The 11,363-nt window shown below is 61.3% G+C and carries 12 protein-coding genes and 1 tRNA gene; 11 read left to right on the plus strand and 2 right to left on the minus strand.

Features of this window, described 5'->3' with window-relative positions:
• Positions 1 to 80: 80 nt before the first annotated feature.
• The 5 genes from ACRESH_RS21430 (at position 81) to ACRESH_RS21450 (ending at position 4,317) form a co-directional block, all read left to right on the plus strand.
• Positions 81 to 1,763, plus strand: a complete 1,683-nt coding sequence (locus tag ACRESH_RS21430; protein WP_431743850.1) for a nitrite/sulfite reductase — start codon at positions 81 to 83, stop codon at positions 1,761 to 1,763.
• Positions 1,751 to 2,245 carry a DUF934 domain-containing protein gene (locus ACRESH_RS21435; RefSeq protein WP_431743851.1) on the plus strand — a complete coding sequence of 165 codons (495 nt, stop codon included), beginning with the start codon at positions 1,751 to 1,753 and terminating at the stop codon, positions 2,243 to 2,245. The genes ACRESH_RS21430 and ACRESH_RS21435 overlap by 13 nt, the downstream gene beginning before the upstream one ends.
• An 82-nt stretch (positions 2,246 to 2,327) precedes the next feature.
• The gene (locus ACRESH_RS21440) at positions 2,328 to 2,831 is read left to right on the plus strand and encodes a GNAT family N-acetyltransferase (protein ID WP_431743852.1); all 504 of its coding nucleotides are present in this window, start codon (positions 2,328 to 2,330) and stop codon (positions 2,829 to 2,831) included.
• A gap of 296 nt (positions 2,832 to 3,127) precedes the next feature.
• On the plus strand, positions 3,128 to 3,532 hold the full coding sequence (locus ACRESH_RS21445) for a DUF4398 domain-containing protein (protein WP_431743853.1): 405 nt from the start codon (positions 3,128 to 3,130) through the stop codon (positions 3,530 to 3,532).
• Between the two features lie 11 nt (positions 3,533 to 3,543).
• Complete coding sequence (locus ACRESH_RS21450; protein ID WP_431743854.1) at positions 3,544 to 4,317, plus strand: OmpA family protein; 774 nt, start codon at positions 3,544 to 3,546, stop codon at positions 4,315 to 4,317.
• A 43-nt stretch (positions 4,318 to 4,360) separates the two neighbouring features.
• Here the strand turns inward: ACRESH_RS21450 and ACRESH_RS21455 are convergent, their stop codons facing one another.
• Positions 4,361 to 5,977 carry an inorganic phosphate transporter gene (locus ACRESH_RS21455; protein WP_431743855.1) on the minus strand — a complete coding sequence of 539 codons (1,617 nt, stop codon included), beginning with the start codon at positions 5,975 to 5,977 and terminating at the stop codon, positions 4,361 to 4,363.
• Positions 5,978 to 6,176: 199 nt separating this feature from the next.
• Here ACRESH_RS21455 and ACRESH_RS21460 point away from each other — a divergent pair, with 199 nt between their 5' ends.
• On the plus strand, positions 6,177 to 6,608 hold the full coding sequence (locus ACRESH_RS21460) for a GNAT family N-acetyltransferase (protein WP_431743861.1): 432 nt from the start codon (positions 6,177 to 6,179) through the stop codon (positions 6,606 to 6,608).
• Here the strand turns inward: ACRESH_RS21460 and ACRESH_RS21465 are convergent.
• The gene (locus tag ACRESH_RS21465; protein WP_431743856.1) at positions 6,598 to 7,269 is read right to left on the minus strand and encodes an alginate lyase family protein; all 672 of its coding nucleotides are present in this window, start codon (positions 7,267 to 7,269) and stop codon (positions 6,598 to 6,600) included. The genes ACRESH_RS21460 and ACRESH_RS21465 overlap by 11 nt on opposite strands.
• A 246-nt stretch (positions 7,270 to 7,515) precedes the next feature.
• On the opposite strand from ACRESH_RS21465, the gene ACRESH_RS21470 reads away from it, so the two are divergent.
• The 5 genes from ACRESH_RS21470 to ACRESH_RS21490 all read left to right on the plus strand — a co-directional run bounded on the left by ACRESH_RS21470 (position 7,516) and on the right by ACRESH_RS21490 (position 11,199).
• A complete protein-coding gene (locus ACRESH_RS21470) occupies positions 7,516 to 7,923 on the plus strand; it encodes a helix-turn-helix domain-containing protein (protein WP_431743857.1) in 408 nt (135 codons plus the stop codon).
• A gap of 78 nt (positions 7,924 to 8,001) precedes the next feature.
• Positions 8,002 to 8,640, plus strand: coding sequence for a response regulator transcription factor GacA (gene gacA / locus ACRESH_RS21475; protein WP_431743858.1), 639 nt, complete (start codon positions 8,002 to 8,004; stop codon positions 8,638 to 8,640).
• 4 nt (positions 8,641 to 8,644) lie between these two features.
• Complete coding sequence (gene uvrC, locus ACRESH_RS21480) at positions 8,645 to 10,468, plus strand: excinuclease ABC subunit UvrC (RefSeq protein WP_431743862.1); 1,824 nt, start codon at positions 8,645 to 8,647, stop codon at positions 10,466 to 10,468.
• A gap of 32 nt (positions 10,469 to 10,500) precedes the next feature.
• On the plus strand, positions 10,501 to 11,061 hold the full coding sequence (gene pgsA / locus ACRESH_RS21485) for a CDP-diacylglycerol--glycerol-3-phosphate 3-phosphatidyltransferase (RefSeq protein WP_431743859.1): 561 nt from the start codon (positions 10,501 to 10,503) through the stop codon (positions 11,059 to 11,061).
• A gap of 62 nt (positions 11,062 to 11,123) precedes the next feature.
• Positions 11,124 to 11,199 (plus strand) — tRNA-Gly (locus tag ACRESH_RS21490).
• Positions 11,200 to 11,363: the final 164 nt, after the last annotated feature.

An 11,363-nucleotide genomic window follows, 5' to 3' on the forward strand; every position in this document is an offset into this window, starting at 1 on the left:
GTATAAATCCCCCAAACCTGAATCTGTAACTCAGTACACCCCAACGCCATAGTAACGGCCTCCGTGATGAGGTCCGAACCATGTATCAGTATGACGAGTATGACCGTGCGCTGGTGTTCGAGCGCGTGGCGCAGTTTCGCGATCAGGTGCAGCGTTTCATGGGTGGCGAACTGAGTGAAGAAGAGTTCCTGCCCCTGCGCCTGCAAAACGGCCTGTACCTGCAAAAGCACGCCTACATGCTGCGTGTGGCGATTCCCTATGGCACCCTCGGCGCCCGCCAGATGCGCACGCTGGCGCAGATCGCCCGCGAGTATGATCGTGGCTACGGTCATTTCACCACCCGCCAGAACATCCAGTTCAACTGGATCGACCTGGCCCAGGTGCCCGACATCCTCCAGCACCTGGCCGAGGTCGAGATGCACGCCATCCAGACCTCCGGCAACTGCGTGCGCAACATCACCACCGAGGCCTTCGCCGGCGTCGCGGCCGATGAGCTGCTCGACCCGCGCCCGCTGGCCGAAATCCTCCGGCAATGGTCAACCATCAACCCGGAATTCCTGTTCTTGCCACGCAAGTTCAAGATCGCCATCTGCTCGGCCCGTGAGGACCGTGCGGCGATCATGATGCATGACATCGGCTTGTACCTGTACCGCGACGGGCAGGGCCAGATGTGCTTACGGGTCATGGTTGGCGGCGGTCTGGGACGTACGCCGATACTCGGGCTGCAGATCCGCGAGGGCTTGCCTTGGCAGCATCTGTTGTCTTATGTCGAGGCGATCCTGCGGGTCTACAACCGCCACGGTCGACGCGACAACAAGTACAAGGCGCGGATCAAGATCCTGGTCAAGGCATTGGGGATCGAGGCCTTCGCCCAGGAAGTGGAGCAGGAGTGGCAACACATCAAGGAAGGCCCGGCGCAGCTCACTGAGGATGAGTTCCAGCGCGTGGCGGCGGCCTTCGAACCACCGGCCTACGCCAGCGTGGTCGACAGCGATCTGGAGTACGAAACCCACCTGGCCCAGGACCACGCCTTTGCCCGCTGGGTGTCCTGTTGCGTCAAACCGCACAAGGTCCCTGGCTATGCCAGCGTGGTGCTTTCGACCAAACCGGGCGCGGCTTCGCCACCGGGTGACCTGACGGCGGCACAGATGGACGCGGTGGCTGACTGGTCCGAACAGTTCGGCTTCGGCGAAATCCGTATCGCCCACGAACAGAACCTGATCCTCCCGGACGTGCGCAAGCAGGACCTGCACGCGCTTTGGCGCCTGGCCTGCGAGCGCGATCTGGGTACCGCCAACATCGGCTTGCTGACCGACATCATTGCCTGTCCCGGCGGCGATTTCTGCGCCCTGGCCAATGCCAAGTCGATCCCCATCGCCCAGTCGATCCAGCGTTGTTTCGAGGACCTGGACTATCTGCACGACCTGGGCGAGCTGAGCCTGAACATTTCCGGTTGTATCAATGCCTGCGGCCATCACCATATTGGCAACATCGGTATCCTTGGCGTCGACAAGAACGGTAGCGAGTGGTACCAGGTGACCCTCGGTGGCGCCCAGGGCAAGCACAGCACCTTGGGCAAGGTGATCGGTCCGTCGTTCAGCGCCGACGAAATCCCGCGGGTCATCGAGCAGATCATCGCCACCTACTGCGCCTATCGCGAACTGGACGAAACCTTTGTCGACACCGTGCGCCGGGTTGGCCTGGAGCCTTTCAAAGAGCAGGTGTATGCCAAGCGTCCCGAGGAGCTGATATGCGTAATGTGATTGCCTTGCGCAACGGCGAGCCGCAGTTGCTCGCCGAGGATGGCTGGCAGTTGGTGCGCGACCATGAGCCGGTATTGCCCGAGGGCCTGCTGATCCTGCCGCTCGCCACCTGGCTGGCGCGCCAGGTGTCGCATCCCGACGGCCATGATGGCCTGTGGCTGGGGCCGGATGATGAGGTCGAGCCGTTGCGCCCCTGGTTGCTGAACCTGCCACTGATCGCCATTGATTTTCCCAGCTTTCGCGATGGTCGTGGTTACAGCCAGGCTTACCTGTTGCGCACTCGCCTGGGCTGGCACGGCGAATTGCGCGCCATTGGCGATGTGCTGCGCGACCAACTGAGTCATATGCGCCAGTGCGGTTTCGACAGTTTTGCCGTGCGCGAAGACAAGAGCGCCGAGGATGCGCTCAAGGGCCTGGCAGGGATGAGTGTGCTGTACGGGCGCTCGGTGATCGAGCCGCGGCCGTTGTTTCGTCGTCGCTGAGCGGTCGCGCTCACCACTGACTGTCGGTGCACGCAGAGATCGGGCTAACATGCAGCTCGCCCGATCGACAGGATGTTGCTCCATGCCCTTCAGTACCCGCGTTGCCCGGTACAGCGATGCCCAAGCGCTCAGCGCCGTCGCTATCCAGACCTTCGCCCTGGCCAGCCCGCCGGATGCCTCGCCAGTTGCCCTGCAAACCTATATTCAGGCGCAGCTGCAACCGGCGCATTTTCGTCTGCACCTGGACAGCCCGTCCAAGCGCCTGCGGGTCCTTGAACACCAGGGGCAGGTCGTCGGCTACAGCCTCATCGACAGTGCGCCGGATAACCTGGGTATTGCTCTGGTCGATGGTCTGCCGGAATTGAGTCGCTGCTATGTGTTGCCCCAGCAGCATGGCACAGGCGCCGGGCAACGCTTGCTTGACGATACCCTGGCACAACTGAGCGGTGCTGTCCGCCTGACCGTCAACGAACAGAATGCCCGGGCCATTCGCTTCTACCAGCGCAATGGCTTTTGTAAAGTCGGTGAGGCCTTGTTCCAGTGCGGTCCAGAGTTGCACCGTGATTGGGTGATGGTCAGGGACTGAAGACTTCCCAGCGCATCAGCGTGAACTGTAGAAAATTCCTACTAAACGCAAGGGGATTTCCGATTGGTAAGTCTTATCTGTAGGAATACTCTTGCGGCGTCTTAACTAAACGGCTGTCGCCGATGTTCAGTTCATCCCACCTTTTTCTGTTGTGTATCGCGCACCCGTAGCGCTGATCATCTCTCCTGGCTTGCAGACTCCTCGACGTGCTTATTGCCCTTTGCTGCAGGGCGACGCTGGTGTCTGCGCGCCTGAAAGGTGCGGAAATTGATTAAACGCTGTGATGGAGTCTCTCAATGGTTGTTAAACGCACCTCGAAGCACCTGGCCGTTTCCGGCCTGATGGTGGCGCTGTTCGCCTCGCTCGGCGGCTGTGCCAGTGTGGCGGTTCCTACCGAGCAGGTCGAGTTGACCCGCAATGCTGTCAGTCGTGCGGTGACCGCCGACGCGACGCAGTTTGCCCCGGTGGAAATGAAGTCTGCCCAGGACAAACTCTACTCAGTGGAGCGCGCATTGGGCGAGCAGAACTTTGCCCAGGCGCGCCTGCTTGCCGAGCAGGCTGAAGCCGATGCCAATCTGGCCGAACGCAAAGCGCGTGCACTTCGGGCCAAACAACAGCTCAAGGAAGCCCAGCAGGGCATCGAGGTGCTCAAGCAGGAAATGCTGCAGGCCCCCGACGCCATTGTTCCGCCTAGCCGATAAGGATCGTTTGTATGCAACTCAAATACATATTCATCGCCGCCTCAGCGGTGGGTCTTATGCTCAGCGGTTGTGGCACCACGCCTGAAAATGCCGGCTTGCTGGAAGCGCGCGAGCAATTCAGTACGCTGCAGAGCAAACCTCAATCCAGCCGCCTGGCGGCACTGGAAACCAAAGCGGCATTCGCCGCCCTGGGCAAAGCGGAGCTTGCCTCAATCAAGGATCGCAAGGCACAGCAGGTCGAGCAGTTGGCTTATCTGGCTCAACAGAAAATTGCCATCGCCGAACAAACCATCGACTTGCGCATGGCCGAAGCCGGCTTGCAGGGCATCGAGGCGCAGCGCACCCAGGCTCGCCTGGACGTGCGCACGGCCCAGCTCAAGGCGATGCAGCAGCTCAATGCCAAACAGACCGATCGCGGTGCGGTGGTCACGTTCGGTGATGTACTGTTCGATACTGGCCGTGCCGAACTCAAGGCCAGCAGCCTGCGTAACCTGGATCAGTTGACCGAGTATTTGCGCGCCAACCCTGAGCGCAAGGTGCGGGTCGAAGGCTTTACCGATTCCACCGGTGGCGACGCGCTCAACCAGCAGTTGTCAGAGCGTCGTGCCGCTGCCGTCGCCAACGCCCTGCGTCGTGGCGGGGTAGCGCCGGAGCGGGTCATGGTGGCTGGCTATGGTAAAGAGTATCCGGTGGCCTCCAATGCCGATGCACAGTCTCGTCAACTCAATCGCCGAGTGGAAGTGATCATTTCCCACGGCAGTAACGTGGTCAGCGATCGCCGCTGATGGCACTACGGGCCCATTCTTCAGTGATGGGCCCGCTCACCGGTTAGAAGACGTGCCGCAACAACCAGTACAACCCGCCTGCCAGCACAATCGACGCTGGCAATGTCAGCACCCAGGCCATCAGCAGGTTGAAGATGGTCCGCATCTGCAAGCCCGAGCCATTGGCAACCATGGTCCCGGCCACCCCCGAAGAGAGTACATGGGTAGTCGATACCGGCAGGCCGTAGAGGTCCGCCGCGCCAATCGTGCACATTGCCACCAGCTCCGCCGAAGCCCCTTGGGCGTAGGTCAGATGGGTGTTGCCGATCTTTTCGCCGACCGTGACCACGATTCGCCGCCAGCCGACCATGGTGCCCAGCCCCAAGGCGATGGCCACCGCGATCTTGACCCACAGCGGAATGTAACGGGTGGCGTCGTCAAGCTGGTGCTTGAACAGCTGTACGTTGGCCTGGGTATCGGCATCGAACTTGAGCAACTGGTGTTTGTCGATCAGGCGAATGGTTTCGCTGGTCAAATACATATCGTTGCGCACGTTAGCCATGGCCTCGGCGGGCACCCGGTTCAGCGAGCCATAGCCTTTGACTTCGCTACCGATGGCGCCGGTCAGGGCGGCGAGGGCCGGAATCAGTTCAGGACCGGCTGCCGGTTGGCGAATGAATTCGGTCAGGGTCTTCCTCGGATCCGCGCTCAACAGCTGTGGGGTGCCGCGCTGCAGGGCCTGCTGGGTGGCCTCGGCCACTGCTGCGAATTGCAGTGATTGCTCGGCGGGCATGGTCCGGTTCAGGGCGTAGGCCATCGGCAGGGTGCCGACCAGGATCAGCATGATCAGCCCCATGCCTTTCTGGCCGTCGTTGGAGCCGTGGGCAAAGGACACCCCAGTGCAGGTCAGGATCAGCACACCGCGAATCCACCAGGGTGGCGGCGTGTTGCCGATCGGCGCCTGGTACAACTCGCGGCGTTTGACCAGATGGCGCAGGGCCAGCAGCAACAACGCTGCACAGGCGAAACCCACCAAGGGCGACAACAGCAGCGAATACCCCACCTTGCTGGCCTGGGCCCAGTCCACGCCACTGCTGCCATCGCGGCCATGCATCAGCGCATTGGCCACGCCGACGCCGATGATCGAGCCGATCAGGGTGTGCGAGGAGGAGGCCGGGAGGCCCAGCCACCATGTGCCCAGGTTCCAGATGATCGCCGACAGCAGCAGGGCGAAGACCATGGCAAAGCCTGCCGAAGAGCCAACCTTGAGGATCAGCTCCACCGGTAACAGGGCAATAATGCCAAAGGCCACGGCACCGCTGGACAGCAGCACCTCGAGGAAATTGAAAAAGCCGGACCAGACCACCGCCACCGAGGCGGGCAGGGAATGGGTGTAGATCACCGTGGCCACGGCGTTGGCGGTATCGTGAAAGCCGTTGACGAACTCGAAGCCCAAGGCGATCAGCAGGGCCACTGCGAGCAACAGGAAGGGGGTCCAGGTCGTAACCACAGTGCCGCTGGCATCGATGTCGTGAACCAGGCTCCAGGCGGTGTAAAGCAGACCGGCCAGCAACAGGCCGAAGAACAGGATCAGGGTACTGCGACCGGGCTTGTGGTTCAGGCGCGGACGTGGGTCGGATGCGGCTAGCGGCGGATGGCTGGCTAGCGTCGGGGTGGTCATGATGACTCCGGGTTGCGTTACCTCAGGCGGTCAGCATAAAAAAACTTTCTGAGACCGGGCTGACTCCGATCAATGAAAGGCTTAGGCTGAAACAAAAAATACAGAGGCGCCGATGAATTCGCCGGTGTGCCAGGCCGGGGCGTTCAAACCTTTGTAGGTACTTGCGGGGGCTCGCTCCCACAACCATCAAATGGACCCCATACCCTTGCAGCTTATCGCCGCCACTGACCAACACTGCGCTTTCGCCCGTGACCTGACCCGCCGCGCCATGCTGCGCTACTACTATGAGTTCGACCTGCGCTGGATCGAGGAAGCCTTCGATCAGGCCTGGGGCTGGCGCGAGCAATGGTTGATCGTCGAGAACGATAAGGTGCTGGGCTTCTGCAGCCTCAGTCAGGACCGTCAAGCCTTGTACATTCGCGAGTTGCACCTGATCGAGCGCGCGCGTGATCGGGGTATCGGCAGTCAGGTGCTGGAACAACTGGCTGGCTGGGCTGCCGAGCGTCGCCTGCCGCTGCTGCGCCTGACGGTGTTCAAGAGCAACCCGGCGCAGGCCTTGTACCGACGCCGGGGGTTTCAAACAGTGGGCGAAGATGAATGCTTCGTGCGCATGCAGCGGGTTATTGGCTAGCGCTCTGCACACACAGCAATGCGCCTGGTGCGACGGCCTGGGCAACCTGGTTGATGCGCACCACGCAACCCTGGCGCTGGGTCGCGTCGAGCAGCCGCTGCAGGAGGGGGACCAGCCAGGCCAGTTTGTAGGGGGCCACCGAAGTCTGGGATTTGCCCTTGAGCTCAGGCAGGTCGTCGGGATCGAGAATGCTGCGCGCGGCAAAGTTGCCTAGCAGCTCCAGGGTCTGTTGGTCTTCCGTGCTCCAGGGCAGGCCATTGACCCGCGCCGACTCGGTCAGCAACACCAGCGGCACCAGCGCGTACTGGCTATAGGTGGCGGCGAGCTTGCCGCGGGCGACTTCCAGCGGCAGGTAGGCATAGCTGCTATCGCTGGCCTTGACCGCCTGTTGCAGGCCAAGGCGCAGGTTGCCGTCGGCCCACTGGATGAAGTCGTCGCGCTGGATCAACATGCCGGTCGCTGCCACGGCCCAGTAGTCATGGTTGTTGAACCAGGCAAAACCGGGCGCCCGGTGCTGCTGGTACTCGGCAATGATGCGTTCGCCCAGTTGGGTGAACCATTCACGCTGTTGCGCCGACAGTTGCAACTTGCCGTCGCTGGTCGTCTGGGTCATCAGCAAGGTCGACGCCATGGCTGCCACGGCCCACTTGCGCGCGGCCATCCCGGTGCTGCTGACGTCCGCGCTGAGCAGGGCGCTGGGCCTCGGCCCAGCGCTGCAGCCACTACATCTTTTTTGTGATTGAAAGTTGCCCGGCTGATGATCCTGTACAGACAACTATAGGCAGGAGGTGCATCTGTCGGCTTGTGCAGTGCTCGCCTTCCTGTGCATAGTGCTGCTTGAACTGCCTACCTTGTGGGCTTGCGTGAATGACAGGCATGGATGATGTATCAAGGATATTGAATCGCGATGAACGGAATCGGATCCCGGCTACGGGAAGAAAGGGAGCGTCTGGGCCTGACCCAACGCGTGTTCGGTGATATTGGTGGGGTCGAGCCCAATGCCCAGGGCAAGTACGAGAGTGGCGAGCGTACGCCCAAGACCGACTACCTGGCGGCCGTGGCCGCCCGAGGGGTCGATGCCCTGTATGTGTTGAGTGGCACGCGTACTCCTGTACCCCACGGCAGCCTGAGTGCGGAGGAAGACCGCTTGCTGGCAGCCTTTCGCGCTTTACCCGCACCCGATCAGGCCGCTGTCCAGCAATTGCTCGGCAGTCTTGCCGATACGCTGCCAAGGCCCTGTGCAAAGGTTTCTGGCCGTGACCCGGCGGTCTTTGGCCGTGTGGCGGGCAAGGACAAAATGGCATCGATGCGATGACGTGTTCCGTTAGCTCTAGCGCCTGGTTTTTTGCTAAGGTGGCGGGATCCAATTGCCGCCGCAGTGCGAGGTGTCTGCTTGATTAGGGTCCTGGTGGTCGATGATCACGATCTGGTACGTACGGGCATCACCCGTATGCTGGCCGATATCGATGGCTTGCAGGTGGTGGGCGAAGCCGACTCTGGCGAGGCATCGTTGAAGGTGGCGCGTGAGCTCAAGCCCGATGTGGTTCTGATGGACGTGAAAATGCCCGGGATTGGTGGTCTTGAGGCCACGCGCAAATTGTTGCGCAGTCATCCCGATGTGAAAGTCGTGGCGGTGACCGTTTGTGAAGACGACCCGTTCCCCACACGCCTGCTGCAGGCGGGCGCCGCCGGTTACCTGACCAAGGGTGCAGGGCTGGATGAAATGGTCCAGGCCATTCGCCTGGTGTTCGCCGGACAGCGTTACATCAGCCCGCAGATCGCCCAGCAACTGGCCCTCAAGTCGTTCCAGCCGCAAGGCTCGCCGTTCGATGCGCTGTCAGAGCGGGAAATCCAGATCGCCCTGATGATCGTCGGTTGCCAGAAGGTGCAGATCATCTCCGACAAGCTGTGCCTGTCACCGAAAACGGTCAATACTTACCGTTACCGGATTTTCGAAAAACTCTCGGTCACCAGCGACGTCGAACTGACGCTGCTGGCGGTCCGCCATGGCATGGTTGACGCCAGTCTCTGAACTCATGACCCCTGTGTTCGATTCAAGTGCATTCCTGGCGACCTGCAGCGGTCGCCCGGGCGTTTACCGGATGTTCGACGGTGACGCCCGGCTGCTGTATGTCGGCAAGGCGAAAAACCTCAAGAAGCGCCTGGCCAGCTACTTTCGCAAGACCGGCCTGGCGCCGAAGACGGCTGCCCTGGTGGCGCGCATCGCCCAGGTCGAAACCACCATTACCGCCAACGAGACCGAAGCGCTGCTGCTTGAGCAGACGCTGATCAAGGAATGGCGGCCACCCTATAACATCCTGCTGCGCGACGATAAGTCCTACCCTTATGTATTCCTGTCCGACGGCCCGTTTCCGCGGCTGGGGATTCATCGCGGTGCCAAGAAGCAGAAGGGTAAGTACTTCGGCCCCTATCCCAGTGCCGGTGCGATTCGCGAAAGCCTGAGCCTGCTGCAAAAAACCTTTTTCGTCCGCCAATGCGAAGACAGCTACTACAGCAACCGCACCCGGCCGTGCCTGCAATACCAGATCAAGCGTTGCAAGGCGCCTTGTGTCGGCTTGGTCGAGCCAGAGGAGTATGCCGTCGATGTGCGCCACTCGGTGATGTTCCTCGAAGGTCGCAGCCATCAGCTGACCAATGAGCTGAATGCCGAAATGGAGCAGGCGGCCATGGCCCTGGAGTTCGAGAAGGCCGCTGCACTGCGTGACCAGATCGCCTTGCTGCGCCGGGTCCAGGATCAGCAGAGCATGGAAGGCGGCAGTGGCGATGTGGATGTGGTTGCCGCGTTCACCAACCCTGGTGGTGCGTGTGTGCACCTGATCAGCGTGCGCGGCGGGCGGGTGTTGGGCAGCAAGAATTTCTTCCCTCAGGTCGGGATCGAAGAGGAAGTGGCCGAGGTCATGGCCGCGTTCCTCTCCCAGTACTACATCGGCAACGCCGAGCGCGACCTGCCGGGCGAGTTGATCGTCAACGTGGTGCACGAAGACTTCGCTGCGTTCACTGCCGCCATTGAAGCCCTGCGCGGACGCGAACTGAGCATCAGTCATCGCGTGCGCGGTACCCGTGCGCGCTGGCAGCAGCTGGCGGTGACCAACGCCGAGCAGGCGCTGAGCGCGCGCCTGGCCAACCGCCAGCACATGGCCTCACGATTCGAAGCTTTGGCCCAGGTCCTGGCCCTGGATGAAATCCCGCAGCGCCTGGAGTGCTACGACATCAGCCACTCCAGCGGTGAGGCGACGGTCGCTTCCTGCGTGGTGTTTGGCCCTGAAGGCCCACTGAAGTCCGACTACCGGCGCTTCAACATCGAGGGCGTCACCCCGGGCGACGATTATGCGGCCATGCACCAGGCCCTGACCCGACGCTTCGGGCGGATCAAGGAAGGCGAGGGTAAACTGCCGGACGTGCTGCTGGTGGACGGCGGCAAAGGTCAGCTGAACATGGCCCGCGACGTCCTCCAGGAACTGGCCGTTCCCGACCTGATCCTGCTCGGCGTGGCCAAGGGCGTGACGCGCAAGGCCGGCTTCGAAACCCTCTACCTCAACGACGCCGCCCATGAGTTCACCCTCAAGGGCGACTCGCCGGCACTGCACCTGATCCAGCAGATCCGTGACGAAGCTCACCGTTTTGCCATTACCGGCCACCGCGCCCGGCGCGGCAAGGCCCGGCGTACTTCCAGCCTGGAAGACGTGGCAGGCGTGGGGCCAAAGCGCCGTCGTGACCTGCTCAAGCACTTCGGCGGCCTGCAGGAACTGACCCGTGCCAGCATCGAAGAAATCGCCAAAGCACCAGGAATCAGTAAAAAGCTTGCCGAGTCGATTTATGCCAACCTGCATAGCGAGTAGAATGCACGCTCACTTTGCAGCCAGTTGTGCCGATGAATATCCCAAATCTACTTACAGTTCTTCGCGTCCTGCTCATTCCGATCTTCATTTTGCTGTTTTATGTTCCGTATCACTGGAGCTATATCGCAGCGAGTGGCGTCTTCGCCATAGCTGCGGCCACTGACTGGCTTGACGGCTACCTGGCCCGTCGTTTGCAGCAGAGCACACCGTTTGGCGCCTTCCTGGATCCGGTGGCCGACAAGCTGATGGTCGCCGTAGCCCTGGTGCTGCTGGTGCAGGTGCATGCGAACTTCTGGCTGACTTTGCCGGCGGCGGTGATCATCGGTCGCGAGATCGTGGTATCGGCCCTGCGCGAGTGGATGGCCGAGCTGGGCGCGCGGGCGCAGGTGGCCGTATCGAACCTGGGTAAGTGGAAGACTGCCGCGCAAATGCTGGCCCTGGTGATCTTACTGGCCAATCCGCCGGTGCTGACTTTCTGGGTGATACTGGGTTACGCCTTGCTGATGGTCTCCGCAGGCTTGACCCTGTGGTCGATGGTGCACTACCTGCGCGCTGCCTGGCCGCACCTGCGCGAAGGCTCGGAGCAGAAATAAAGCTTTTTTGAATCAAGGGCTTGACGGAACTTCATGATTCTATAGAATGGCCCTCACCAAATGCGGGAATAGCTCAGTTGGTAGAGCACGACCTTGCCAAGGTCGGGGTCGCGAGTTCGAGTCTCGTTTCCCGCTCCAGATTCAACCGGTTTCGTCCGGTAAAAAAAGAGGCCTAAGCAGACTGTGTGAAAACACGCTGACAGGCCTTAAGCCAAACGCCCCGACTTGTTCGGGGCGTTTGTTTTTGTGCTGTAAAAGGCCTTTCAGCCCATCAGTTGCATCATTTTTCGGGCACCCAGGAC

It is taken from the genome of Pseudomonas sp. (assembly GCF_050739775.1).
Classification (GTDB): Bacteria; Pseudomonadota; Gammaproteobacteria; order Pseudomonadales; family Pseudomonadaceae; genus Aquipseudomonas.